We start from the raw sequence: 24,447 nt of genomic DNA, 5'->3' as shown, positions 1-24,447 counted from the left end.
CGATTCGCCTGGCGTGCTGCCAGTAGCGGTCAGCACGAGGCGTTTGTTTCAGCGATCCTGCGCATCCTTGGCGTCCGCCTGAGCATTGCGCTCGGCGACGCGTTTGCGTTGTTCGTCGGTCAGTTCCACTTTGTTGGCGCTGTCACGCAGCATCATCAAGCCACCGACGATCGAACCGATAGCGACCACCATGATCAACCAGGCATACCAGGGCATAGGGCTCTCCTTGAGGCCGACTGCCATGGGGAAAATTCCCCACGGCACTATCAGCTTTGAGTGACGGCATTCGTCAGTCGTTCCATTGTAGGCCCGTTCTGCCTCGCTGGTTTAGAGCCCGGTCAACATTGCATCTGCCGGCGCATCGGCGCGGTCTTGGGCGGTCAGTTGGAAGTAGATGAAACCTGCGGCCATGAACCCGAGGAAGATCAGGCCGATCAGGGTGTTGAACCACGCCATGGCCACCAGGCACACCAGCGCCAGGATCAGGGCGATGGCCGGCACGATAGGGTAGCCCGGCGCGCGGAAGGTGCGCTCCAGCAGCGGTTCGCTCTTACGCAGTTTGAACAGGCTGAGCATGCTCATGATGTACATGACGATGGCGCCGAACACGGCCATGGTGATCATCGCGGCGGTCAGGGTCATGCCGCCAAGGTTGATCAGGCCGTCGCTGTAGATTGCGGCGATGCCCACCACGCCGCCGGCGAGGATGGCCCGGTGGGGTGTCTGGAAGCGTGACAGTTTGGCCAGGTAGGAGGGCAGGTACCCGGCGCGGGCCAGGGCGAAGAACTGCCGCGAGTAGCCGAGGATGATGCCGTGGAAGCTGGCGACCAGGCCGAACAGGCCGATCCACACCAGCATATGCAGCCAGCCGGAGCTTTCGCCCACCACGGTTTTCATCGCCTGGGGCAGGGGGTCGTTGATGTTCGACAGGGTGCGCCAGTCGCCCACGCCGCCGGCAAAGAACATCACGCCCATGGCCAGGAACACCAGGGTCAGGATGCCGCTGATGTAAGCCCTGGGAATCGTGCGTTTCGGGTCCTTGGCTTCTTCGGCGGCCATGGCGGCGCCTTCGATGGCGAGGAAGAACCAGATGGCAAAGGGGATCGCCGCGAACATCCCGGCAACGGCCGGTGCGCCAAAGGTGTCGGCGCCCGCCCAGCCGTTGAGGGCGAAGTTGCTGAAGCTGAACGCCGGGGCGACCACGCCCATAAACACCAGCAGTTCGGCCACGGCCAGCACACACACCACCAATTCAAAGGTCGCAGCCAGTTTGACCCCGAGAATATTCAAGCCCATGAACACGAAGTAGGCCCCGACCGCTGCGTGTTTCGGGTCGAGTGCCGGGAACTGCACATTCAGGTAGGCGCCGATCGCCAGGGCAATCGCCGGGGGCGCGAAGACGAATTCGATCAAGGTGGCCAGCCCGGCAATCAACCCACCTTTCTCGCCGAACGCTCGGCGGCTGTAGGCAAACGGCCCGCCTGCGTGGGGAATCGCGGTGGTCAGTTCGGTGAAGCTGAAGATAAAGCAGGTGTACATGGCGGCGACCATCAATGACGTCACCAAAAAGCCCAGCGTCCCGGCCACGCCCCAGCCATAGCTCCAGCCGAAGTACTCGCCGGAGATCACCAGCCCGACGGCGATGCCCCACAGGTGCAAGGTGCCCAAGGTGGGCTTGAGTTGTGTGTTCATCGTGCTGCTCCCTGAACGGTTTGGAATGTTTCAGGACATTGCAGCGGCCATGCCAGCTTGGAAAAGGGCGTCGTAAAGGGCAGCAACTGTCGCCCGGGAGATAGTTTGTTGTTTGAGACTGTTATTTCGTGCACCAGGGTAGGGCGGTGGTGACTGCACTGGCGCTATCGCGGGCAAGCCCGCTCCCACATGGGCTCGGTGAACATGCTCAAGCGCAGGCGCCGGGCTTAGCCGCGATAGCCATCTCGCAGACTTAAGCCCAGCCCACTCTTTACGCCGTCTTTACGCCTCCACCACCCACTCGCCCTCGCTCCTTTACGCGCCTCCTGCGGACAATGCCCCATACGCGGCAGTCGCCGTTTGACGGAGAAACTTCCATGAGTGTTCTGGACGGGGTGTCACTGCTACTGGCCGTGGCGCTGTTCATTTATCTGCTGGTTGCGCTGTTGCGCGCGGACCGGGGCTAGGAGCGGCTATGCACAGTTATGACTATTGGCTGATCATCGCCTTCTTCGCCGTGGTGCTGGTTCCGGCGCCATTTCTGGGGCGGTTCTACTACAAGGTGATGGAAGGGCAGCGCACGTGGCTGACGCCGGTGTTCGGGCCGGTGGAGCGCGTGTGTTATCGCGTGGCCGGGGTTGATGCGCAACAAGAGCAAAGTTGGCAGAAGTACACCCTGGCCCTGCTGGCCTTTAACCTGGCGGGCTTTTTGTTGTTGTTTGCAATCCTGTTGTTCCAGGGTTACTTGCCGCTCAACCCGCAGCAATTGCCGGGTCAGGAGTGGACGCAGGCGTTCAACACCGCCGTCAGTTTCATGACCAACACCAACTGGCAGTCCTACAGCGGTGAAGCCAGCCTCAGCTACCTGAGCCAGATGGTCGGCCTGACCGTGCAGAATTTTGTCAGTGCGGCCACTGGCCTTGCGGTGCTTGTCGCCCTGTGTCGTGGGATTGGTCGCAAGTCCGCCAGCACCCTGGGCAATTTCTGGGTGGATATGACTCGCGCCACCCTCTATGGCCTGCTGCCATTGTGCCTGGTGCTGGCGTTGTTTCTGGTCTGGCAGGGCGTGCCTCAAACCTTCGCCCACTATGTCGACGCCCTGACGATGCAAGGCGTCGATCAGGTGATCCCGCTCGGTCCGGCCGCCAGTCAGATTGCGATCAAGCAACTGGGGACCAACGGCGGCGGCTTCTTCGGGGTCAACTCGGCGCATCCGTTTGAAGACCCAACCGCCTGGGCCAACCTGTTTGAACTGGCGGCGATCATCATGATCCCGGTGGCGTTGGTGTTCACCTTTGGCCACTACGTCAAGGACCTGCGCCAGAGCCGCGCGATCCTCGGCTGCATGTTGGCGCTGTTCCTGATCGGTGGCTCGGTGTCGTTGTGGTCTGAGTATCAGCCCAACCCGACCCTGAACAACCCGGCTGTCGAGCAGACTGCGCCGCTGGAAGGCAAGGAAACGCGCTTCGGTACCACCGGCACCGTGTTGTGGTCGGTGACCACCACGGCGGCGTCCAACGGTTCGGTCAACGGCATGCAGGACAGCCTCAACCCCCTGAGCGGGATGGTCGCGCTGGTCAATATGATGGTCGGCGAAGTGATCTTCGGCGGCGTCGGTGCCGGTATGTACGGGATGTTGCTCAACGTGCTGATCGCGGTATTCCTCGCCGGCTTGATGATCGGCCGCACCCCGGAATACCTCGGCAAGAAACTCCATGCCCGGGAAGTGCAACTGCTGGTGGTGACCCTGCTGGTGATGCCTGTCGGCGTACTGGTACTCGGCGCGATTGCCGCCAGCGTGCCGGCCACCGCCGCGACCATCAGCAACCCCGGCCCCCACGGCTTCAGCCAGTTGCTTTATGCCTACACCTCGGCCAGTGCCAACAACGGTTCGGCCTTCGGTGGCCTGGGCGCCAACACCCCGTTTCACAACCTGATGCTGGGCCTGGGCATGTTGATCGGCCGCTTTGGCTACATCCTCCCGGTCCTGGCCCTGGCCGGCAGCCTGGCGATGAAGAAAAGCGCACCGATTGGCCAAAACAGCTTCCCGACCCACGGCCCGTTGTTCGTGACGCTGCTGACCGTGACCATTTTGCTGGTGGGCGGCCTGACGTTCCTGCCGACGCTGGCACTGGGCCCTATTGCTGAACACCTGAGCATGGGCTTCTAAGGGGTATGAACATGAATATGCCTGTAAACAATACCGCTGCGGTCAAGACCCAGGAGTCGGCCAAGACCGCGATCTCGGCCCTGTGGCGCCCGGCGCTGATCCAGGCGTTCGTCAAGCTGGACCCGCGCCAGCTGAAGCGTTCGCCGGTGATGCTGGTGGTCGAGCTCACCGCGATCCTCACCACCGTGTTGTGCCTGGTGCCGGACAGCAGCGTGCCGACCTTTGTCGCGGTGCAGATCGCCCTGTGGCTGTGGTTCACCGTGCTGTTCGCCAACTTCGCCGAAGCCTTGGCCGAAGGCCGTGGCAAGGCCCGTGCCGATAGCCTCAAGGCTGGCAGCGAAGGCCTGAGTGCGCGGCGCCAGGAGGCCGATGGCAGCTTCACGGTAGTGCCTGCCACCAGCCTGCGCAAAGGCGATGTGGTGCGGGTCGCGGCCGGGGAAATGATCCCTGGCGACGGCGAGGTCATCGAAGGCATCGCGGCGGTCAACGAGGCGGCGATCACTGGTGAGTCCGCGCCGGTCATCCGCGAGTCCGGCGGCGACCGCTCGGCCGTCACCGGCAATACCCGGCTGGTCTCGGACTGGCTGCTGATTCGCATCACCGCCAACCCCGGTGAGTCGACGCTGGACCGCATGATCGCCCTGGTCGAAGGTGCCAAGCGCCAGAAAACCCCCAACGAAGTGGCGCTGGATATCCTGCTGATCGGCCTGACCCTGATCTTCCTTTTGGTCGTGGTGACCTTGCAGCCCTTCGCCCATTTCGCCAATGGCAGCCTGCCGTTGGTGTTTTTGGTGGCACTGCTGGTGACGTTGATTCCCACCACCATCGGCGGCCTGTTATCGGCCATCGGCATCGCCGGCATGGATCGCCTGGTGCGCCTCAATGTGATCGCCAAGTCCGGGCGCGCCGTGGAGGCGGCGGGGGACGTGCATGTGCTGCTGCTGGACAAGACCGGCACCATCACCTTCGGTAACCGTCGCTGTGCAGGCATTTATGCCGCGCCTGGCGTCAACGGCAAGGAACTGGCCGAAGGCGCGCTGCTGGCCTCGCTGGCCGACGATACGGCGGAAGGCAAATCCATCGTCGAATACCTGCGCGCCCTGCATCCGTACAACGAGCCCTCCGTGCAAGAGCTGACAGGCGTGCCGTTCAGCGCCGAAACGCGTTTGTCCGGTGTGGACTATCAGGGCCGGGTCTACCGTAAAGGTGCGGTCGATTCGCTGCTGGCGTTTATCGGCCTGCAACGCCAAGACCTGTTGCCCGCGCTATCCCGGGAAATCGACAAGATCGCCCAGAGCGGCGGCACCCCGTTGCTGGTGTGTGCCGACGGTAAATTGCTTGGCGCAATCCACCTCAAGGACGTGGTCAAGCCGGGTATCCGTGAGCGCTTTGCCGAGCTGCGCAAGCTGGGGATCCGCACGGTGATGGTGACCGGCGACAACCCATTGACCGCCGCCGCGATTGCCGCTGAAGCCGGCGTGGATGATGTGCTGGCAGAAGCCACGCCGGAGAAAAAACTGGCGCGCATCCGCCATGAGCAGAACGACGGGCGCCTGGTGGCCATGTGTGGCGACGGTGCCAACGACGCCCCGGCCCTGGCCCAGGCGGATGTGGGCATGGCCATGAATGACGGGACCCAGGCGGCCCGCGAGGCGGCGAACATGGTCGACCTCGACAGCGACCCGACCAAGCTGCTGGACGTGGTGCAGATCGGCAAGGAATTGCTGGTGACCCGGGGCGCGTTGACCACCTTTTCCATCGCCAACGACGTGGCCAAGTACTTCGCGATCCTGCCGGCGCTGTTTGCCTCGATCTACCCGCAACTGGGCGTGCTTAACGTGATGCACCTGAACAGCCCGCAGAGCGCGATCCTTTCGGCGATTGTGTTCAACGCGCTGATCATCGTGGTGCTGATCCCCCTGGCCCTGCGCGGTGTGCGGGTGCAGGCGGCGAGTGCGGCGGCGCTGCTGCGACGCAACCTGTTGATCTATGGCGTGGGCGGGCTTGTGGTGCCGTTCGCCGGGATCAAGGCGATCGACATGCTTTTGACCGCGCTGCACCTGGTCTGACCCAACCCTGTAGGAGCCGGCTTGCCGGCGATCCGCTTGACGCGGTGTAACTGACACACCGCTGTCGCCGGCAAGCCGGCTCCTACAGGTCACGAATCAATTGAGGAAGATGAAATGTCCAGCATGATCCGTCCGGCCTTGAGCCTGTTGGTATTGATGACCCTGATCACGGGCGTGGCCTATCCGTTGGTAGTGACCGGTGTCGCCCAGGTGGCCTTTCCCGATCAGGCCAATGGCAGCCTGGTGCGTGACGACCAAGGCAAGGTGCGCGGTTCCAGCCTGATTGCCCAGGAATTTACCGGCGAGCGCTGGTTCCACTCGCGGCCTTCGGCGGGTGCGTTTGCCACCGTGTCCAGCAGCGCCAGCAACCTCGGCCCGAGCAACCCGGCGCTGGCGACGCGGGTGTTTGACGACGCCGCGAAAATCCAGGGCCCCGGCCAGGGCCCGGTGCCCCTGGCGCTATTGACTACCTCCGGCAGCGGTCTTGATCCACACTTGCCACCGCAGGCGATTGCCTATCAACTGGCGCGGGTAGCAGCGGCACGCCAGTTGCCGGTGTCGACCCTGGAGCGCTTGATGGACGAGCATATCGAACAGCCGCTGGTGGGGCCGCCGGTGGTGAATGTACTGGCGCTGAATATGGCGCTGGAAAAGTTGTAGACCGTTGCGCCGCCATCGAGGGCTTGCCCTGGTGCCGATCAGTTAAGCGAACGCAATGCTCAAAGCAGTGAAGATCAAATGTGGGAGCGGGCTTGTCGGATCGCCGCATCGCCGCGAAGACGTCGGCCCATGACCCACTGCTTTCGCGAGCAAGCCCGCTCCCACAGGGGATCTGCGCTTAACTGACTGGCATTAGGGCAAGCCCGCGATGGCGCCAACCTGTTCCCAACATCCCTAACTGAAAGAAGACTGCCCCATGAGTGACTCCGGCCGCGCCGACGCCCTCCTAGCCGACCTACCCAAGCACGGCCGTGGCCGGCTCAAAGTATTCCTCGGTGCCGCCCCTGGCGTGGGCAAGACTTACGCCATGCTCCAGGCCGCCCACACCCAGCTGCGCCAGGGCGTCAAACTGGTGGCCGGGGTGGTCGAGACCCATGGCCGCGCCGAGACCGAGGCCTTGCTCAGTGGCTTGCCCCAGCAGCCGCTGCTGCGCTCGGAATACCGTGGGGTGATGCTCGAAGAAATGGACCTCGACGGCTTGCTCGCCACCAAGCCCAAGCTGGTGCTGGTGGACGAGCTGGCCCACAGCAACGCCCCCGGCAGTCGCCACGAAAAGCGCTGGCAAGACATCCAGGAGCTGCTCTCTGCCGGGATCAACGTGTTCACCACGGTCAACGTCCAGCACCTGGAAAGCCTCAATGATCAGGTACGTGGCATCACCGGCGTGCAGGTGCGTGAAACCCTGCCGGACTGGGTATTGCAGGAAGCCGATGAATTATTGCTGATCGACCTGCCATCCCGCGAGCTGCTGGAGCGCCTGCGTGACGGCAAGGTCTACGTGCCGGAGCAGGCGCGCGCGGCCATCGATGCGTTCTTTACCCAGACCAACCTCATGGCCCTGCGCGAGCTGGCAATGCAGACCGCCGCCGCGCACGTCGATGACGATCTGGCCCAGGGCTACCGGCAACTGGGCCAGGCCGCGCCCACCGTGCGCGGGCGCTTGCTGGTGGGGGTGGATGGCGATGCCGAGGCCGAACGCCTGGTGCGCCACGCCAGCCGTGTGGCCCAGCGCCGGCATTTGCCCTGGAGCCTGGTGCATGTGGACAACGGCCGGGTACGTGACGAACAGTCGCGGCTGCGCCTGCAAAACGCCCAGCAACTGGCCGAGCGCCTGGGCGGCGAAGTGGTGTTGCTGCGGGCCGGCGAAGTGGCCAAGACCCTGATCCAGCACGCGGCCGAACGCCGTGCCAGCCTGGTGCTGGTGGGGCAGTCACGCCCACGCTGGCGCCGCCGGCTGTTCGGCGGTGGCTTGGCGGCGCGCCTGTTGCGTAATGCCCGGGGCCTGGAGATCAACGTCCTCGATAGCGATGAAACGCCGGTGCCGCCGCGCTTGCCCGATGTACGTGGTCTGGTGTGGTTCGACTACGCCCTGGCGCTGCTGGCAACCGTGCTGGCCAGTGCATTGGCATGGGGCGTGTCGAGTGTCCTGCCGCTGCCCAATATCTCCCTGGTGTTCCTCGCGGCGGTGCTGCTGGTGGCGGTGCGCAGCAGCCTGGGGCCGGCATTGGCGTGTGCGGCGTTGTCGTTCATGACCTATGATTTTTTGTTTATCCCGCCGAATTTCTCCTTCGCCATCCAGCGTGAAGAGGATGTGCTGACCTTGCTGTTCTTTCTGCTGATGGCGGCGCTGACTGGCAACCTGGCTGCGCGCCAGCGTCGGCAGTTGCAGGCCCTGCGCGACACCCAGGAAGAAACCAGTGAACTGCTCGACCTGTCGCGCAAACTCACCGCCGCCACCGATCGCCAGGCGGTGGTCAGCGCGGCGGCCCATCATCTGCAGGGCTGGAGCGATTTGCAGCTGTGCCTGGTCAATCGCGACGGGCCCAGTGACTGGAAGGTCGAGACCGGTGGGCCGATCACCTTTACCGAGGCTGAACGTGCCGCCGCCGACTGGGCCTGGCAGCACGATCAGCCAGCGGGCATGGGCACCGGCACCTTGCCGTTTGGGCGTTGGTGGTGGTGGCCGTTGTCTGCTGAAAACGGTCCGCTGGGCCTACTCGGCGTCAGCCCCAAGGCCGGCCTGGAACTCAGTGGCCAACGCCGGCGCTTGCTCACTGCCTTGAGCCAACCGTTGGCCCAGGCACTGGCCCGCGCGCAACTGGCCCAGAACCTGGAGGCCGCCCGTTTGCACGGCGAGACCGAACAACTGCGCAGCGCCTTGCTGGCCTCGGTGTCCCATGACTTGCGCACGCCGCTGACCTCCATGCGCGGCAGCATCGACAGCCTGCTGGCGCTGGGCGAAGCGATTCCCCTGGAAGATCGGCGTGAGTTGCTGGAAGGCACCCGCGATGAAGCCGAGCGCCTGGACCGCTACATCCAGAACCTGCTGGACATGACCCGCCTGGGCCATGGCGCCTTGAAGCTGGCGCGGGACTGGGTGTCGCCCGGCGATATCGTCGGCAGTTCCCTCGCCCGTTTGCGCGCGGTGCTGGCGCCGTTGCAGGTGAGCACCGATGTGCCGCCCGAGTTGCCGCTGCTTTATGTACATGCCGCGTTGATCGAGCAGGCACTGGTGAATGTGCTGGAAAACGCTGCACGCTTTTCACCGCCCCATGGCCGCTTGCAACTGCGCGCCGGCGTGGCGGAGCAGGCGCTGTTTTTCTCGGTCAGTGACGAAGGGCCGGGGATTCCCGAAGACGAACGGGCGAAGATTTTCGATATGTTCTACACCGCCGCACGGGGCGACCGGGGTGGGCAGGGCACCGGACTCGGCCTGGCAATCTGCCAGGGCATGGTTGGCGCCCACGGCGGGCATATCAGCGTGGCCGAGGGCATCGAGGGGCGGGGCACTTGCATCACCTTGTTCCTGCCGTTGCAGACGCAGCCGAGCCTGGAGAGTGAAGCGTGATACCCGCTGCGCTACTCTTATCTTTTTTCAGCGATTGTGATGGAACACCATGAGCCAGACTGCGACGATTTTGGTCATTGACGACGAGCCGCAGATCCGCAAGTTCTTGCGCATCAGCCTGGCCTCCCAGGGCTACAAAGTGATTGAGGCCGGGACCGGCGCCGAAGGGCTGGCCCAGGCGGCCTTGAGCAAGCCGGACCTTGTGGTGCTGGACCTGGGCCTGCCGGACATGGACGGCCAACAGGTGCTGTGCGAGCTGCGCGAATGGTCGAGCGCCCCGGTGCTGGTGTTGTCGGTGCGTGCCAGCGAAGGGCAGAAGGTCCAGGCCCTGGATGGGGGCGCCAACGACTATGTGACCAAGCCATTTGGCATCCAGGAGTTCCTCGCCCGGGTGCGTGCGCTGCTGCGCCAGGCGCCCACCGGCGAAGCGCAGCAAGCCGCTCTGCAGTTTGGCCCGCTGACGGTCGACCTGGCGTATCGGCGGGTGCTGTTGGACGGTGTCGATGTGGCCCTGACCCGCAAGGAATACGCGGTCCTGGCGCAACTGGCGCGTCATCCGGGCCGGGTGATCACCCAGCAGCAACTACTCAAGGATATCTGGGGCCCGACCCATACCGAAGACAGCCACTACCTGCGGATTGTGGTGGGGCACTTGCGCCAAAAGCTGGCGGATGACCCGACCCAGCCGCGTTTTATCGTGACCGAGGCGGGGGTGGGGTATCGGTTGTTGGGGGGGGAGGGCTGAAAGATTGTGGTTGCTGGGCCGGCCTCATCGCGGGCAAGCCCGCTCCCACATTTAGGTGTGCGAATACATGCAAAAGGTGGGGTATTGGTTGTTGGGGGCTGCTGAGGGATTGTGGTTGCTGGGCCGGCCCTATCGCGGGCAAGCCCGCTCCCACATTTAGCTGTGTGAATACATGCAAAAGGTGGGGTATCGGTTGTTGGGGGCTGCTGAGGGATTGTGGTTGCTGGGCCGGCCTCATCGCGGGCAAGCCCGCTCCCACATTTAGGTGTGTGAATACATGCAAAAGGTGGGAGCGGGCTTGCCCGCGATGAGGCCATAAAACCCGCCGCAGAGCTCAACTCTGCTCACTCTCATACCGATCCAGCGTATCACTGGCAATCTCCCGCCCCAACGCGATCAGTTCCGGCGCCTTGTAGAACTCAAAGAACCGGCACACGCGCTTGGGCACGTTGATCAGCACATCCGGCGGGTAGCCGGCAATTTTGTACTGGGCCAGCGACGTCTGCATCACCTCGAAACTCTGGTTGATCAAGTCCAGCAGCGATGCCGGCCCCACGTTGTCGATGATGAACGAACCGGTGGCCGACTTGGGGGCGCCGGGCGTTTCCGGGGCCGCAGCCGGTTGCTGGGATTCGGGCTCGGCGCCTTCGAGCCAAGGGTTGATATCGGCGGCTTGCGCCTGCAGTGCTTCCTGTTCCAGCAACAATAATTGCTCGGCCTGCTTGCGCCGAAACGGCAGGTGCGAGCCCAGTGAACGCACCAGGTTATCGAAGCGGCTCTTGAACGCCGGCGGGCGCTGGATCACCGGCAGGGTGTAGTGTTTCTGGTTGGTGGCGTTGAGGTTGACCGCAATGATCAGGTCGCAATGGCTCGACACCACCGGCACGATAGGCAGCGGGTTGAGCAGGCCGCCGTCCACCAGCATGCGGTTGCCTTGCATCACCGGGGTAAACAGGCTGGGGATCGCTGCCGAGGCACGCATGGCCTGGTGCAGGCAGCCTTCCTGGAACCAGATTTCCTGCTGGTTGGTCAGGTCGGTGGCCACCGCGGTGTAGGGAATGCGCAGGTCTTCGATATTGATCTCGCCGACGATCTTGCGGATCTGCCCGAAGACCTTCTCGCCGCGTATCGCCCCCAGGCGAAAGCTCACATCCACCAGGCGCAGCACATCCAGGTAATCCAGGCTTTCGATCCAGTTCCGGTAGTCCTGCAGCTTGCCCGCCGCATAGATCCCGCCCACCACCGCGCCCATGGAACAGCCGGCGATACAGGCGATTTCATAGCCTCGTTTTTCGATCTCTTCGATCACCCCGATATGGGCATAACCCCTTGCTCCGCCGGAGCCCAGGACCAATGCAACGCGTTTTTTCATGACCGGATCCTTCGCAAAACAGCTGTCCACAATGCACCTAACCAGGGGGCTGCTTCAATCCTAGTTGACCGGAGCGATAAATTTCGTAAACCGACCTATTTGCTCGGGTATGCTTTGGCTATCAGTACTGGGCATTTCAGGCTGTGTGACAAGGCACTTTTCGATGTAGGCAGCGTCTACATCCCACGACTGTTTTCTTTTCTTGAGGTGTCATTGATGAAAGCCTGGATGTGTTTGCCTGTGATTGTGTTGGCCCTGGCCGGTTGTGCCGGCAAAACGGCCTATCGCGATAGCTGTGGCAGCCAGTTGGATGCTGCGTGGCACGAACTGGACCTGGCCAAGGCCGAAGGGTTTGCCGGCACGGTCAGCTATTCCAAGGCCCTGTCGTTGCTGACCGGCGCCAAGACCCAGCAGCAATTCGAAGCGTTTGAAGGCTGTGCCAGCAAAGCCGAAAAAGCCCGTTTCTATATCCGTGAGTCGCGCGCCGGGCGTTGATCCGAGTCAGCGCAACCCGCGGGGGGAATGGTTAAGGTGGTTCCAGACACCTGTTTTGCGCAGGTGCATGGACGTTGTTTAACAGGGGAAGCAGCATGTCGGCGTTGGTGGATCAGTTAGTCGCCCAGGTCATTGGCCTGGAAGTCGGATTGTTGAGTTGCCAGGCGCGCCTGGCGGCGGTTACCGATGACGAAGCGTTGCACGACCTGCGCACCACCGTGCGCCGTCTGCGCAGCCTGTTGCGGCCCTTGCGCGGGCTGCCCGGCGTCGAGCAACTGGAGACGGCCGCCAGCGCAGTCGGCCAATTGACCACGCCGCTGCGCGATCGCGAGGTGTTGGCGGCGTATCTGCAGCAGCACGGTTATCACCAAGCAGCCGCCCGGCGCCTGCGCCTGCAGTCGCAGACCTATCAACAGGTGGCGAAAAGCCCGGAGTTGGCGCGACTGCTGCTGATCCTCGAAGCCTTTCCACGATTTATCCGCGCATCCCAGCAGCAAAAACTGCTCAAGGGCCTGCGCACGCGCATCGAAAAGCGCCTGGCCAAGCAATGGCAGGCACTGGAAGTGGCACTGCACGATCCCGATCACGACCGCCATCGCCTGCGCTTGTTGATCAAGCGCGTGCGCTACGCGGCCGAGGCCTACCCGCAATTGGGCCAGGTGCCGGCCAAGGCCATGTCCCGCCTCAAGTCTGCCCAGGGCGCGCTGGGGGATTGGCATGACTGCTGGCAATGGCTGGCGCAAGCCGCGCAGCAGGCCGATCTACAGCCCTGTGTCGCGGTCTGGCAGCGCACCATGGCTCAGGCCGAGGGCAAGGCGGACCGGGTCCTCGACAAGCTGGCGGCGGACTGTTTCTGAGTCTGCGGCTTATCTGTCTGGGTATTTGGCCGGAATAAGTGCTGTACCGGGCTGGCGCGCTGGTTAAGATCGCTCATCGGTTTTCTTGATGTGAGGTCGCCATGCGCTTTAGTGATTTGCTCGACGCTGCCCGTAACAACCCGTTGGACGTGTCTATTCCGGCCGAGTGGGCCCAGGGTCGCGCCACGTTTGGCGGGCTGGTTGCCGCCTTGCAATACGAAGCGTTGCGCGCCCAGGTGCCGGTGGATCGGCCGTTGCGTTCGTTGGCCGTGACCTTTGTCGGGCCAGTGGCGCCAGATCTATCGGCGAGCTATCAAGTGGAAGTGTTGCGCGAAGGCAAGGCGGTCAGCCAGTTGCTGGGGCGGGTGGTGCAGGGCGGTGAAGTGATGACCCTGGCCCAGGCCAGCTTCGGCGCATCGCGGCCTTCAGAGATCGACGTGCCGGCCTTGCCCGCGCCGGCCTTCAAGCATTGGGACGAGTGCCAGGAACTGCCCTATATCAAAGGCGTGACGCCTGAATTCATGCGCCACCTGGCGATGCGCTGGAGTGTCGGTGGCTTGCCGTTCACCGGCAACAAATCCCGGGAAATGGGCGGCTGGGTGCGCTTGCGGGGGGATGTGAAAGAAGAGCCTCTGACCGAAGCCCATATCCTCGCCCTGGTGGATGCCTGGCCGCCGGCGCTCTTGCCGCACCTGAAGAAGCCGGCACCCGGCAGCACCCTGACCTGGACCATCGAATTCATCCAGCCCCTGGCGCAGTTGACGACGCTGGACTGGTGCCAGTACCACGTCCAGATCGAGCATGCCCGCGACGGTTACGGCCATGCTGCGGCGATGTTGTGGGGGCCTGACGGCCAATTGATCGCCATCAGCCGCCAGACCGTGGTGGTCTTCGCCTGAGCCATCCTCAGTGGCGGTGGCGCTGACGCCAGGCCTGCCACCAGCCACCGCTGAGGACAAAGCGCGGGAAGGTCACGAACTGCTCGACCACCAGGCGCTGCACTGCATCTTTACGATCACTGAACGGCTCGCTGGCCTGGGCTTCCAGGCTATGGCCGTGGCGTTGCAGCGCCAGGCCGGCCATTACGCCGACCACACCGATGGCGAAACTGGCCAGGCTCAGGCTGAACACGCCGGACACAATCAGCAGGAACCCGACGATGAACAACGGCACGGCAATCAGGTGCAATACCAGGTTGGTCGGGTGCTGATGGTTCTGCGGGTAGGCGCGCCATTGCCAGGCCGGGAGATTGGGGTGACGTTTGCCCATGATGATAAATCCTCTGTCCATTGATACTTGATGAACAGAGTTTAGGTCGGGCGGGCAGGGGCGGCGAATTGGGGTTGGCTATGGGGGTTATAGCGTTTTGATGGAGCAAGCCAGCGGCGTGCGCTGGCTGATCGGTGGGCAAACGTTACAGTTTGAGCTGGCCGATAGCCTTGCTCAACTCGCCGGCCAGAGTCGCCAGTTCGTTGCTGGTGGTGGCCGAATCCACAGTCTGTTGCACGGTGTTTTCCGTGACATCGCGAATGCTCACCACTGCGCGGTTCATCTCTTCGGCCACATGGCTCTGCTGCTCGGCGGCAACGGCAATTTGCGTGTTGCTCTCGCGCATCTGCGCCACGGCGCTGGTGATTTCGGCGAGTGAAGCGCCGGCTTCCTGGGCCTGTTGCACGCAGTCGTCGGCCTTGAACGAGCTTTCCTGCATAAAGTCCACCGCATCCCGGGTGCCGGCCTGCAGGGCCGAGACCATGCGGGTGATCTCATCGGTGGAGCTTTGCACGCGCTTGGCCAGGTTGCGTACTTCATCGGCCACCACCGCAAAGCCGCGGCCCATTTCCCCGGCGCGCGCGGCTTCGATGGCGGCGTTGAGGGCCAGCAGGTTGGTTTGTTCGGCGATGCTGTGGATCACGCCGACCACGCCATTGATTTTCTGGCTGTCCTCGGCCAGCTTCTGGATCATCTCGGCGGTTTGCTGCACACCGGTGGACAGCCCGGCAATCGAGCGCTGGACCCGGGTCACCACTTCCTGGCCGCTGCCGGCCAGGGTGTCGGCGGTCTGGGACAAGTCGCGGGTGGCACCGGCGTGTTGGGCGATGTGATACACGGTGGCGGTCATTTCATTGATCGCGGTGGCCGCCTGGTCGGTCTCGCTTTGCTGGCCGAGCATGCCGTGCTGGACCTCATTCATGCTGCTGGCCAGGCGCGCGGCGCCATCGTCCAACAGCTTGGCGGTGCGTGCCACGGTGCTGACCACCCGCTGGTACCCGGCCTGCATGGCGTTGAAGGCACTGGCCATCTGCCCGACTTCGTCCTTGCACGCCAGGGGCACGCGGGCCGAGAGGTCGCCGGTTTTCTCGACGTGCAGCATTACGTCTTTCAAGGTGTTGAGTTGGGCCAGCAAAAAGCGGATCAGTAACTGCGAGGCGCAGAGCATGGCGAGCATCAGGATCAGCACCGCCACCGCGTAGTTGGTGAAACGTTCGGTAAACACCTGGCTCAGGCTCGGTGCATAGGCCAATACGGCGACTTGCTGGCCATCGGCGCGGGAGACGACTTCGGCGCCCATCAACGGGTTCTCGCCGAACAGCGGCATGTGATTGAACTCGACCCAGCCGCTGGCTTCGCTGAGGGCGGACAAGTCCTGGTCCGCCAACTCGGGAACCTGGCCCCGGGCAAATGTCAGCCAGTGCTCGCCTGTGGGCAGCGCTTGCCCGGCCGGCCAGGCACCGAGCAAGCGGCCCTGGGCTTGTGCCGAGGCTTGGGAGGCATGGCTGCGGGCCTGTTGTTCAAGCTGCACGGCATACAGCACCAACAGCAGTGTGGTGATGAACGCGACCGCATTCACGGCCCAGAATTTGTACTTCAGCGAGATATTGCTAAGCCAGGCACCCATGGAAGGTTTTCTCTGATAGCGGAAACAGTATTGGCAAGGTGCCATTATTGTGCCGCTATCCGGGAAATGGGTGTTGATATGGGTCAATGCACCGCGTCAATCCAACGCAGGCAGGCCGAAAAAAGTGCGGGCGCAGGCGGTGCTGTGTTGGGCCAGGTCTTCCAGGCTTTCTTCGCGGTGCAGGGCGACTTCGCGCAAAACTTCCGGCAGATAGGCCGGCTCATTGCGCCCGTTCTTCGGTTTGGGGCGCAGGGTGCGTGGCAGCAAGTAGGGCGCGTCGCTTTCCAGCATCAGGCGGCCCCGAGGGATTTCCCTTACAAGCGGGTGCAAGTGCATCCCACGGCGTTCGTCACAGATCCAGCCGGTGATACCGATATGCAGGTCCAGATCGAGGTAGCTGAACAGCGCGCGTTGCTCGCCGGTGAAGCAGTGCACCACGGCGGCGGGCAGTTGATCACGGTAGTCGCGCAGGATCTCCAGCAGGCGCTGGTTGGCGTCCCGTTCATGGAGAAACACCGGCAACTGCAATTCGACGGCCAATGCCAGGTGGGCTTCGAGGACTTTTTCCTGCTGGGGGCGGGGTGAGAAGTCACGGTTGAAGTCCAGCCCGCATTCACCCACCGCGCGTACTCGATCCTGGCTGAGCAGATCACGCAGTTGCCGGGCGCTGTCGGCGTGCCAGTCGCTGGCACTGTGGGGGTGAATGCCCGCAGTGGAGAACAGTCGCCGGGCGCTTTCATCCCAACGCCGGCACAGTTCCAGGGCCTGCTCGCTGCCTTGCACACTGGTGCCGGTGACGACCAATTGGCCCACGCCAGCGGCATAGGCGCGGTCGAGCACGGCCTGGTGCTTGTCGTCGAAACTGGGGTTGGTCAGGTTGACGCCAATATCAATGAGTTGCATGGTGCTATCTCCGCCTGCGGCCGGAAAGTCTATCAGAGCTGTAGATTTATAAGAAAAACCAAGAACTACAACGAGTTATCGCTGTCTTTGAACGTCGCAAGTAACACCGTGGTTGGCCGATGGCCTGCTGCTGTGACACCCTTGCGTGCAAAGTCTGCGCCTCTGGCGCTCTGTTTCTGTCCCCCAATGCGGCGTTTTTCGCGGTGCATGGGGCCTTGTTCTTTCCGGAGAGCGGATGATCCGACCCTCGGCAATGCTCATGGTGTGCCTGACCCTGCTGCTGCCCACGGCGGCGGTTGCGCGTCTGGACGGGCCGCTGGAAGTGACCAAGCCGAGCAAAGTCCGGGACCTGGCAGAAATCCGCAGCAGCCGCACCTTGCGGGTGCTGGTCAACCAGAGCCGTAACAGTTCCGGTGAGGTCCAGGGCCAGTCCATTGGCGTTGAGTACCACCGCCTGCGCGCCTTCGAACACTACCTCAATGGCCGTGCCCGCGATGGCCAGGAAATCAACCTCAAAATCATCCCCAAGGCCAAGGATCAGTTGCTGGGCGCGTTGGCCCGTGGTGAAGGTGACCTGGTGGCGCCCGGTGAACTGCTGGATGCGACGGCGGCCCACAAGATCAGCAGCAGTGACCCGATTGCCAGCGATGTGCCGCTGTGGCTGGTGGGCCTCAAGGGCGAGCGACGGTTTACCCGCTTGGAGCAGTTGTCGGGGCGCACCCTGGCCCTGACGACGGGGAGTGCAGCGGGGGAGGCGGTCAACCAGATCAACCAGAAACTGGCGCTGCGCAAACTGCCGCCGGTCAAGGTGGAATGGGTGGACCCCAGCCTGGCGGTGGAAGATGTATTGGAGATGGTCCAGGCGGGGATCTTCCACCTGACCATTGTCGAGCGGCCGATTGCCGAGCGTTGGTCGAAGATCCTGCCCAAGTTGCGTTTTGACAAGCAAGTAGCGATCAGTGAGCCGGGGGAGGAGTACTGGTTCGTACGTCAGGATGCCTCGATGCTGCGGGCGAGCATCGATCGCTTCCTGAAAACCTACAAGACTCCGTCAGACCAGGATGTGGCCTTCCAGCGTATTTATCGCCGCCTCTATCAGGTGCGTTACCCCTTGGCGCGGGCGGATCGACAGCGCCTGGAAAAACTGCGCCCGATCCTGCAAAAGCATGCACGTGAGCAAGGCATGGACTGGCTGAACCTGGCGGCCTTGGCTTTCAAGGAGTCGTCCCTCAATCCCGGCGCGAAAAGCGGCAGCGGGCCAACCGGCCTGATGCAGATCACTCCGTCGGCCGCCCAGCGGGTAGGGGTCAACAATATTCAGACCCTGGACAGCAATGTGCAGGCGGGTGCGCGCTACCTCGCGCTGATTCGGCGCAAGTTCTTCGCCAGCCCCAAGCTCAATGAGCGCGAGCGCATGGCGTTCGTCCTGGCGGCCTACAACATGGGCCCGGAACGGGTGCAGGGCATGCGCGCCGAGGCGCGACGCCGGGGCTTGAACCCCAATCAGTGGTTCTTCCAGGTCGAGCGCATCGCCATGGAGCAGGTCGGAATGGGCGGCGTCAGCTATGTTAATAGCGTGAACAAGTACTACTTGGCCTTTGATCGGGAACGGGACTCCCTGGAGCCGGTGGGGGCCAAGATCGTCTCACGCAAATAATCTAATTTATCGATATTGATTAGCGCTTTTTTCGGCTTTTATCATTATTTAAACTGATTAATATAGCGGCCAACCAACCCCTACTTCGAAAAGGATTATCACTATGAGCCCAATGATCAAAAACCTTCTGTCCACCCGCGCAGGCTACGGCCTGACAGTCCTGCGGATTTTCGTCGGTATCATTTTTGCCGCCCACGGTTCGCAAAAACTTTTCGGCTGGTTCGGCGGCGGCGGCCTGGCAGGCACGGCGCAGTGGATGGAGAGCATCGGCCTGGCCCCGGGTACCCTGATGGCACTGTTGTCGGGCGGTACTGAGTTCTTTGCCGGGCTGGCGCTGATCATTGGCCTGCTGGCACGTCCAGCGGCGCTGGGCTTGACCATTGTCTCGCTGGTGGCGATCTTCTCGGTGCATATCAGCAACGGTTTGTTCATGGCCAACAACGGCTATGAGTTCGCCCTGGCACTGCTGGGTGGCACAGTGGCGGTGCTGTTCGAAGGTGCTGGCAAACTGTCTGCTGACCGCGCCATCGCCAATTGATCGCGCTGCACACGTGTTAAAGGCCCGCCCTGTGCGGGCCTTTTTCGTTGTACGGGATTCTTGACACCGCCCCACCGGCTTCTCTAGGATGCTGCATGCGCCGATTTAAACAGCTAATTGCGGGGCGCCACAGGGACTCGCTGCAGCCCCGACAGAAGCCTGCTCCAGGTTTCGAAATACCGCTAAAGCGCTGGTTCGGTGTTGCCTCTCACCTGCCCGCAGACTTTTGAGGCAGAGACACGACACGATGAATGCACTACGACCTCTTGTACGCCTGGCCCCGATCACTGCGGGCCTGACTCAGCGCAACCCGAAAATCCTCCTTGGCGGCAAGCACCAGCCGACGCTATTGCGTTACCTGGATGGCTGGCCCCGCCGCACTGGCCGTCCTTCGGCGTTCCTGATCCAGTTTGTCGAGGACGGCGAGTCCCTGGCGCGCTTTGCCACCAACAGCTTTGACCTAGCGGTGATCCAGGCGCCGAACGCCGAGGATGCCAGCGAGTTCATCCGCCACCTGACCCGCGTGGCGCGCCAGGGTTTGATTACCCGGCGTTAAGCCGCGACGCTCAGTAGAACGCTGCGGCAGGCGGGTGTTGGCGACGGCGACGCGAGACGAAGATCCCCAAGCCCAACAGGCTTACGATCAGCGCAACGGTGATGCTGGTGAGCAGCACCACGCCGAGCTCCAACTGGCGGACGCTCTTGTAGGCCGTATCTTCCAAGGTGTGAAGCTCCATGCGTAATCGCAGGCGTTCTTTGTTCAGCGCCTGCAACAGCGCGCTCGAAGGGACAGCCTGCCCCCCCAGCATTGATGGCGGCGTGTTCAGTAATTGCCATTCCTTTTCTGCCTGGTCCAGGCGTTGTTCCAGCAGGGCCGCCTTTTTTCGGTAGGTTTGTGCGGCCTCGTTGCGCAGCCGTTCCAGCAACCCTGGTGGTCGCTGGTCACTCGCACGTGGGCTGATCGCGCGCAGCGTGTCGGGTGCTGCGAGGTTGTCCAGGGTATTCAAGACAAACCTAGCATTGCCTGGACGCGGCGCTTTTTGCCCGTTGGCATTGCGTGGGGCCAGCCAGACGCGATCGCTGAGCAGGTCAATGTCGGCAACCACAACTACTTGGATATTCGTGGCCTTTTGCAGCGTAGCTTTCTGGCCGTTGATACCGTCCGCAAACGCGGAATAGGCGGGCCCTTCGATGCGGGCGGCGATTACATTCCTCCGACCACGATTGGCCGCCTCGCCGAGCATGGCGTCGAAAGCGTCCTTTTGAGTGAAACGTGCCCCATCGAACGTGCTGGCTGGCTCGGAACTTTGCAGCAGCGGGGTGAAGGTGGTGCGGCTTTTTTTCAGTGGCATGAGCGTGCCGGGATTTAACAGCGTCACACTGTCGACGCCCCAGCTACTGATATCGTGCTGCGCCATCGCCTCTCTGGGCAGGGTAATTGCCCCGGGGTGGCGTACAGGCGGCTGGCCGCTGGTCATGACTACCGGGGTTGCATAGAGGCTGTCCGCCAATACCATATTCGCCGGCATCTGCACGCCCCAAGCCGCGAGCAGGCTTTGCTGGATGGCGGTGTGGGCGGTCGAGTCCAGATCGTTCAGCGGGTCGATAAACATCATCAACCTGCCCCCTGCCAGGACAAATTGGTCAATGGCAAAAAGTGTTTGTTGCGCGAGTCGAGCGGGTTGGACGACCATCAAGGTCTTGATGTGTTCGGGGATGCGCGGGATGTCGTTGCCCAGGCTCATCAGGTTGAAATGGCTGCGCAACTCCTTGAGCAACTGCCACGGCGGCGCGGTGGCCTGATTGAGCTCGTCCCGGCTGCCATCTATGGGTAATCCGGAGATCAGCCCGATAGTCGGTTGCTCCTGGCGGGCGACGTTGTGGATCAGGCGGCTGATCTCATATTCCAGGAAGTCCGCTTGGCTGGGGTCGAACCTTTCGATTTTCTGCGGCTCCTGGTTTGCACGGATGCCGATCAGGCCAAACAGTCCTTGTTTACTGTCCAGTCCCAATACCTGCGCCTTATATTCATCTTCGGAAAAGGGCCGGGGGTCGATCAGGTGCAGATTGATGTTGCCGTTTGCCGCGCTCTCATAAGCCTTGAGCAGCATTGCGATGTGTTCGCCATGATTGTTCAAAACTTCACTTTTACGGGGGTGGCTGGCGTTGAAAAAGTACAGGTCCATGGGCATTTCAAGTGTCGCGAGCAGGGCATCGGTGGAGGGAGACAGGGTATGGATTTGGTGCCCGGAAAGGTCCAGGCGATAGTTGGGCAGTTTCAGGACCCAGACCAGATTGAAGGCGAGAAAAAGCAGGGCGATGACGACCAACGTCACGCCAAAGTTTATAAGGTTCCTCATGGGATATCCGTTCTCAGCCTTTTCTGAAATTTAAAGTGAGGGTGGTTGCAGTGAGGAAAGCGATGATCATGCTGACGAAATACGAGGTGTCCTGCAGCGTCAACAGGCCGCTGTCGATGGCGCCGAAACGTAGCCGTGGATTGAGTGAGATCAAACTGTCAATAATCCAGATCGGTGTCTGATGGGCCAGCATATCCAGCACGGATGATAAAGTGCTGGTTATCAATAGCAACGTAAGGGTGAGGCTGAAGATAATCAGTCGGTTACAGGCCAGGACGCAGATAAGACCGGAGAACGAAAGATAGGCCCCAGCCAGCAGCCAACTCCCGATACATTGCGCGAGGATCGTTGAGTTGTCCGCCGGGGCCAGATAGTTGATGGCAATAATCAGCGGAAAGTTTAACAGCAGGGTCAGGGCACACAGGACCCATGCGGCGAAAAATTTGCCCAATGTCAGTTCTAATGCGGAAACTGGCAGGGTGTTGGTAAAGACCAGTGCAGTATCTTTATGCTCATCCAGCCAAAGTAATGTGGAAATAAATGGAATGAAAATTAGATAGAGCCAGGGATGGAACTGAAAAAAAGCATGTAAATTAGTCGGGGCTTTATCTAAGAAGTGTCCTACATAAAAACCCAGCGCAGCATTGGTCAGCAGGAAGAGTGCGATGCCGAAGTAAGTGGCTGGGCTCGACAAGTAACTGCTGAGTTGGCGCTTGAATATCACGGGTAGACGTTTCAATTGGGTGCCTCCTGGCTCATATGGTGGATGACATCGCTTAGGCGTCCCGGCTCAATGCTCAAGGCGTTGATCTTCCAACGACGATTGGCGACCAGGGCATTGACGTGGGGATAAATGATTTGCCCCGGCATCGCGAGTACCGTCACGCTGCCGTCGGCATGCCGGTCTTCTTCAATACCGGCCACCCCAGGAAGTACGGCCAGCGCCAGCAGGTCCAGGGGAGCATCGGCGGCCAGGGTGATTGCCTGGTAATGACGCGAGCTGCGCAGCAGTTGCGTGACCGGGGCATCAGCCAGTAGGCGGCCTTCGGCCAGGACCAGCGCCCGCTGGCAGATCGAGGAAAACTCCTCGGGGTTACGCGAGGCGATCATCACGGTCATGTCTTCGGTCAGTGACTGGATGAGCATCCCGACCTTATGTTTTTGCAGGGCGTCCAGGCCTTCGGTGGGTTCATCGAGCAGCAGCAGCTTGGGGTCATGCACAATGGCCTGGGCCAGTGCCACTTTGCGTCGGTGCCCCGCAGGCAAAGCGGCGACGGGTGAGTTGAGTACCCGCCATAGCTCCAGGCGGGTGATGGCGCGATCCACCATCTTGCGTTTTTCTAGGCCCCGGAACCCACGAACTTCAGCCATGAAACCCAGAAAGCTCTTAACCTTCATGCTGCCATGGCTGAGTGCGGATTCAGGCTGGTAACCTATTATCTTTCTGGTCTTTATAGGGTGTGTGGATATAGCCAGATCGTATATTTTTATATTTCCGGAAGTTGCAGGAATGCCACCTGAAAGTAGTTTTAGTAGGGTGCTTTTGCCGGCGCCATCATGTCCGAACAACCCTATGCATTCCCGGGACTGAGCGCTGAATGTCAAGTTGTCGAGGATCGTAGTGCGTCCGGCTTTCTTTGTTAGATTTGTTATTTCGATCATTATTCTTTTCTGCTTGGTTGTTTGCCAGGACGCGCCGGGTTGGACACGGCCTCAATTAACCTGTGTCTTCAGGCTGCGAGTTGCCAAAGGTTTAAGATGAAAAGTATTGATCTGCGGCATTGTTAAAAAATGGTACGTTCAATGGGGGCGCTTGGAAACGCTAGGACGCGCGAATAAGGTAAGTCCTACATGTGCCCCAATCACTCGCTGAAACAATTGCATTGCTCTTGGTGTGGTGTTGATTTTTGATTTTATAGATGGCGTGTATATGAAGTACTACCGTAATGGAGTTCGACACTCATGATGCTTCTACGTACTCTTGTTCTTGAACACTCTGGTCATGATTCCCCGGTTAACGGTGCATTGCTCTGTTGTTTTGCGGTACCGCAAATCGCATCGAACTTTCTTGTCTATAGCCTGGATGAAGAGGTCGAGCCCGGAAGCTCCCGGGTCTATCTCGCCGCCTTGCGCAAAAAAGCCGAGCGGTATTTTCTTGGAGGCATCGAGTCCAAGGAGAGCCTGCAACTGGCAATGAGCGTCCTCAAGCAGATCATCACCCTGGCCACGGCATCTGGCGCTAAGGATGGCAACGCCTCAGAGTCGCAGGTGCCTTATCACTTCATCGACCTGAAGGGCAGCAAGCTGCCGACGGCTCGGCCGGAGGATCACCATTCGCTGATGATCAAGAAGGCATTGGTGATGAAGGTGATCACCCTTGGGACGTCAGTCATTGGCTTGCCCGCGATTGAGAGCACCGAGTTGATTGTGCCGTCTATTCGCTTCTCATCAAAAATGGTGTCGCCACCCGGTACAGCAAGTCATGCGGAGGATTTGCCGCCTGAGTCCCAGGAAGAACCGCCGGTGGCGGTGCCCGCCATCCGGGCCGTTGAGTCCTTGCCATTGCCGACGCCAACCGCCCCCGTTCAGCAGGTGCAGGAGCGGCCACCTGTAGTCGCGGATCAGTCGACCTTGGTTGAAGTAGACACCACCCTGACCAATCTGGCCCGAGTGGCACATGAGTTGACGCAGCAAAAGCGCGCGGTGCTCCAGCAACAGGAGGAGTTGGAGGAACAGCGCAGCCAGTTGCTCCAGGAAAAAGCAACATTGGAGCGGGCTCACCAACAAGTCAGCGCCCAGGAAGTTACCTTGCAGCAGCGTACAGAAGCCTTGGATAGCCGCGAGGCAAATCTAGTCCGGGATACGCAGTTGCAGGAGGCGGAACAACGGCGCCTGGAAGATTGGGCGCGAGAGCTGGAAGATGAGTCGTTCAGGCTACAGGCCCATGACAGGGCATCCCAACAGCAGGCTGAACAGTTGGCGAATGGCCTGGGGCAATTGTCGGGTTTCAGGGGGGATCTAAAGGCGTTGCTCTATCGCCTGGATGGAACCTTGTTTCCGGTGGGAAAGGTCGAGCAGGAGCCGGGCAACGTGCCTAGGGCCGACTGACCTGAGGGAATCAGGCC

At 61.5% G+C, this 24,447-nt stretch carries 22 protein-coding genes; 13 read left to right on the top strand and 9 right to left on the bottom strand.

The genetic code is table 11. The annotated features are described in order from the left end of the window. Positions 1-48: 48 nt before the first annotated feature. Together ACSSVH_RS16975 and eat are read right to left on the bottom strand one after the other, a co-directional pair. The gene (locus tag ACSSVH_RS16975; RefSeq protein ID WP_003172675.1) at positions 49-216 is read right to left on the bottom strand and encodes a DUF2897 family protein; all 168 of its coding nucleotides are present in this window, start codon (positions 214-216) and stop codon (positions 49-51) included. Positions 217-327: 111 nt separating this feature from the next. After that, positions 328-1,692, bottom strand: a complete 1,365-nt coding sequence (gene eat, locus ACSSVH_RS16970) for an ethanolamine permease (protein ID WP_492633521.1) — start codon at positions 1,690-1,692, stop codon at positions 328-330. A 377-nt stretch (positions 1,693-2,069) separates the two neighbouring features. On the opposite strand from eat, the gene kdpF reads away from it, so the two are divergent. The 6 genes from kdpF to ACSSVH_RS16940 all read left to right on the top strand — a co-directional run bounded on the left by kdpF (position 2,070) and on the right by ACSSVH_RS16940 (position 10,244). Next, complete coding sequence (gene kdpF, locus ACSSVH_RS16965; protein ID WP_032863112.1) at positions 2,070-2,159, top strand: K(+)-transporting ATPase subunit F; 90 nt, start codon at positions 2,070-2,072, stop codon at positions 2,157-2,159. 8 nt (positions 2,160-2,167) lie between these two features. Further along, positions 2,168-3,862 (top strand): potassium-transporting ATPase subunit KdpA, encoded by a 1,695-nt coding sequence (gene kdpA, locus ACSSVH_RS16960; RefSeq protein WP_492633520.1) that lies wholly within the window; start codon positions 2,168-2,170, stop codon positions 3,860-3,862. A 5-nt stretch (positions 3,863-3,867) separates the two neighbouring features. After that, entirely contained in the window at positions 3,868-5,931 is a 2,064-nt protein-coding gene (kdpB, locus tag ACSSVH_RS16955) for a potassium-transporting ATPase subunit KdpB (protein ID WP_407073412.1), read from the top strand. 114 nt (positions 5,932-6,045) lie between these two features. Next, positions 6,046-6,591, top strand: a complete 546-nt coding sequence (gene kdpC, locus ACSSVH_RS16950; protein WP_170042799.1) for a potassium-transporting ATPase subunit KdpC — start codon at positions 6,046-6,048, stop codon at positions 6,589-6,591. Positions 6,592-6,847: 256 nt separating this feature from the next. Beyond that, positions 6,848-9,499 (top strand): DUF4118 domain-containing protein, encoded by a 2,652-nt coding sequence (locus ACSSVH_RS16945; protein ID WP_170042800.1) that lies wholly within the window; start codon positions 6,848-6,850, stop codon positions 9,497-9,499. A 49-nt stretch (positions 9,500-9,548) separates the two neighbouring features. Further along, complete coding sequence (locus tag ACSSVH_RS16940; protein WP_169952701.1) at positions 9,549-10,244, top strand: response regulator; 696 nt, start codon at positions 9,549-9,551, stop codon at positions 10,242-10,244. 334 nt (positions 10,245-10,578) lie between these two features. Here the strand turns inward: ACSSVH_RS16940 and ACSSVH_RS16935 are convergent, their stop codons facing one another. Further along, the gene (locus ACSSVH_RS16935; protein ID WP_169952699.1) at positions 10,579-11,616 is read right to left on the bottom strand and encodes a patatin-like phospholipase family protein; all 1,038 of its coding nucleotides are present in this window, start codon (positions 11,614-11,616) and stop codon (positions 10,579-10,581) included. A gap of 216 nt (positions 11,617-11,832) precedes the next feature. Here ACSSVH_RS16935 and ACSSVH_RS16930 point away from each other — a divergent pair, with 216 nt between their 5' ends. The 3 genes from ACSSVH_RS16930 to ACSSVH_RS16920 all read left to right on the top strand — a co-directional run bounded on the left by ACSSVH_RS16930 (position 11,833) and on the right by ACSSVH_RS16920 (position 13,867). After that, positions 11,833-12,111, top strand: a complete 279-nt coding sequence (locus tag ACSSVH_RS16930; protein WP_029300795.1) for a hypothetical protein — start codon at positions 11,833-11,835, stop codon at positions 12,109-12,111. A gap of 95 nt (positions 12,112-12,206) precedes the next feature. Next, positions 12,207-12,968, top strand: coding sequence for a CHAD domain-containing protein (locus tag ACSSVH_RS16925; RefSeq protein ID WP_170042802.1), 762 nt, complete (start codon positions 12,207-12,209; stop codon positions 12,966-12,968). A gap of 101 nt (positions 12,969-13,069) precedes the next feature. Then, positions 13,070-13,867: an acyl-CoA thioesterase gene (locus tag ACSSVH_RS16920; protein WP_170042803.1), complete on the top strand. Its 798-nt coding sequence runs from the start codon at positions 13,070-13,072 to the stop codon at positions 13,865-13,867. Positions 13,868-13,874: 7 nt separating this feature from the next. Here ACSSVH_RS16920 and ACSSVH_RS16915 read toward each other — a convergent pair whose 3' ends face one another. From ACSSVH_RS16915 to ACSSVH_RS16905, 3 genes are all read right to left on the bottom strand, one after another. Continuing rightward, the gene (locus ACSSVH_RS16915) at positions 13,875-14,237 is read right to left on the bottom strand and encodes an Mpo1-like protein (RefSeq protein WP_170042804.1); all 363 of its coding nucleotides are present in this window, start codon (positions 14,235-14,237) and stop codon (positions 13,875-13,877) included. Positions 14,238-14,382: 145 nt separating this feature from the next. Beyond that, positions 14,383-15,864: a methyl-accepting chemotaxis protein gene (locus ACSSVH_RS16910; RefSeq protein ID WP_492633519.1), complete on the bottom strand. Its 1,482-nt coding sequence runs from the start codon at positions 15,862-15,864 to the stop codon at positions 14,383-14,385. Positions 15,865-15,960: 96 nt separating this feature from the next. Continuing rightward, positions 15,961-16,767, bottom strand: coding sequence for a TatD family hydrolase (locus ACSSVH_RS16905; RefSeq protein ID WP_172313976.1), 807 nt, complete (start codon positions 16,765-16,767; stop codon positions 15,961-15,963). Between the two features lie 235 nt (positions 16,768-17,002). Between ACSSVH_RS16905 and ACSSVH_RS16900 the strand changes: the two genes are divergently transcribed. The 3 genes from ACSSVH_RS16900 (at position 17,003) to ACSSVH_RS16890 (ending at position 19,518) form a co-directional block, all read left to right on the top strand. Further along, the gene (locus ACSSVH_RS16900) at positions 17,003-18,424 is read left to right on the top strand and encodes an MltF family protein (protein WP_169952687.1); all 1,422 of its coding nucleotides are present in this window, start codon (positions 17,003-17,005) and stop codon (positions 18,422-18,424) included. 103 nt (positions 18,425-18,527) lie between these two features. Then, positions 18,528-18,962 carry a DoxX family protein gene (locus ACSSVH_RS16895; RefSeq protein WP_057439195.1) on the top strand — a complete coding sequence of 145 codons (435 nt, stop codon included), beginning with the start codon at positions 18,528-18,530 and terminating at the stop codon, positions 18,960-18,962. A gap of 247 nt (positions 18,963-19,209) precedes the next feature. Continuing rightward, complete coding sequence (locus ACSSVH_RS16890; RefSeq protein WP_169952685.1) at positions 19,210-19,518, top strand: class I SAM-dependent methyltransferase; 309 nt, start codon at positions 19,210-19,212, stop codon at positions 19,516-19,518. 10 nt (positions 19,519-19,528) lie between these two features. On the opposite strand, the gene ACSSVH_RS16885 is transcribed toward ACSSVH_RS16890, so the two are convergent. Genes ACSSVH_RS16885 through ACSSVH_RS16875 form a run of 3 tightly spaced genes read right to left on the bottom strand, consistent with a single transcriptional unit; the run spans position 19,529 to position 22,984 of the window. Then, positions 19,529-21,322 (bottom strand): Gldg family protein, encoded by a 1,794-nt coding sequence (locus ACSSVH_RS16885; protein WP_492633518.1) that lies wholly within the window; start codon positions 21,320-21,322, stop codon positions 19,529-19,531. 13 nt (positions 21,323-21,335) lie between these two features. Beyond that, a complete protein-coding gene (locus tag ACSSVH_RS16880; protein WP_170042807.1) occupies positions 21,336-22,061 on the bottom strand; it encodes an ABC transporter permease in 726 nt (241 codons plus the stop codon). Beyond that, positions 22,058-22,984, bottom strand: coding sequence for an ABC transporter ATP-binding protein (locus ACSSVH_RS16875; protein WP_492633517.1), 927 nt, complete (start codon positions 22,982-22,984; stop codon positions 22,058-22,060). The genes ACSSVH_RS16880 and ACSSVH_RS16875 overlap by 4 nt, the downstream gene beginning before the upstream one ends. A 300-nt stretch (positions 22,985-23,284) precedes the next feature. On the opposite strand from ACSSVH_RS16875, the gene ACSSVH_RS16870 reads away from it, so the two are divergent. After that, complete coding sequence (locus ACSSVH_RS16870) at positions 23,285-24,430, top strand: hypothetical protein (protein WP_492633516.1); 1,146 nt, start codon at positions 23,285-23,287, stop codon at positions 24,428-24,430. Positions 24,431-24,447 lie beyond the last annotated feature (17 nt).

This window comes from Pseudomonas sp. HC1(2025) (assembly GCF_058742075.1).
This window is presented reverse-complemented; position numbering and strand designations above follow the sequence as displayed.

Coding starts and splice junctions, on each gene's coding strand:
- ACSSVH_RS16975 (WP_003172675.1), bottom strand. CDS start 216: ATGCCCTGGTATGCCTGGTTGATCATGGTGGTCGCTATCGGTTCGATC.
- eat (WP_492633521.1), bottom strand. CDS start 1,692: ATGAACACACAACTCAAGCCCACCTTGGGCACCTTGCACCTGTGGGGC.
- kdpF (WP_032863112.1), top strand. CDS start 2,070: ATGAGTGTTCTGGACGGGGTGTCACTGCTACTGGCCGTGGCGCTGTTC.
- kdpA (WP_492633520.1), top strand. CDS start 2,168: ATGCACAGTTATGACTATTGGCTGATCATCGCCTTCTTCGCCGTGGTG.
- kdpB (WP_407073412.1), top strand. CDS start 3,868: ATGAACATGAATATGCCTGTAAACAATACCGCTGCGGTCAAGACCCAG.
- kdpC (WP_170042799.1), top strand. CDS start 6,046: ATGTCCAGCATGATCCGTCCGGCCTTGAGCCTGTTGGTATTGATGACC.
- ACSSVH_RS16945 (WP_170042800.1), top strand. CDS start 6,848: ATGAGTGACTCCGGCCGCGCCGACGCCCTCCTAGCCGACCTACCCAAG.
- ACSSVH_RS16940 (WP_169952701.1), top strand. CDS start 9,549: ATGAGCCAGACTGCGACGATTTTGGTCATTGACGACGAGCCGCAGATC.
- ACSSVH_RS16935 (WP_169952699.1), bottom strand. CDS start 11,616: ATGAAAAAACGCGTTGCATTGGTCCTGGGCTCCGGCGGAGCAAGGGGT.
- ACSSVH_RS16930 (WP_029300795.1), top strand. CDS start 11,833: ATGAAAGCCTGGATGTGTTTGCCTGTGATTGTGTTGGCCCTGGCCGGT.
- ACSSVH_RS16925 (WP_170042802.1), top strand. CDS start 12,207: ATGTCGGCGTTGGTGGATCAGTTAGTCGCCCAGGTCATTGGCCTGGAA.
- ACSSVH_RS16920 (WP_170042803.1), top strand. CDS start 13,070: ATGCGCTTTAGTGATTTGCTCGACGCTGCCCGTAACAACCCGTTGGAC.
- ACSSVH_RS16915 (WP_170042804.1), bottom strand. CDS start 14,237: ATGGGCAAACGTCACCCCAATCTCCCGGCCTGGCAATGGCGCGCCTAC.
- ACSSVH_RS16910 (WP_492633519.1), bottom strand. CDS start 15,864: ATGGGTGCCTGGCTTAGCAATATCTCGCTGAAGTACAAATTCTGGGCC.
- ACSSVH_RS16905 (WP_172313976.1), bottom strand. CDS start 16,767: ATGCAACTCATTGATATTGGCGTCAACCTGACCAACCCCAGTTTCGAC.
- ACSSVH_RS16900 (WP_169952687.1), top strand. CDS start 17,003: ATGATCCGACCCTCGGCAATGCTCATGGTGTGCCTGACCCTGCTGCTG.
- ACSSVH_RS16895 (WP_057439195.1), top strand. CDS start 18,528: ATGAGCCCAATGATCAAAAACCTTCTGTCCACCCGCGCAGGCTACGGC.
- ACSSVH_RS16890 (WP_169952685.1), top strand. CDS start 19,210: ATGAATGCACTACGACCTCTTGTACGCCTGGCCCCGATCACTGCGGGC.
- ACSSVH_RS16885 (WP_492633518.1), bottom strand. CDS start 21,322: ATGAGGAACCTTATAAACTTTGGCGTGACGTTGGTCGTCATCGCCCTG.
- ACSSVH_RS16875 (WP_492633517.1), bottom strand. CDS start 22,984: ATGATCGAAATAACAAATCTAACAAAGAAAGCCGGACGCACTACGATC.
- ACSSVH_RS16870 (WP_492633516.1), top strand. CDS start 23,285: ATGATGCTTCTACGTACTCTTGTTCTTGAACACTCTGGTCATGATTCC.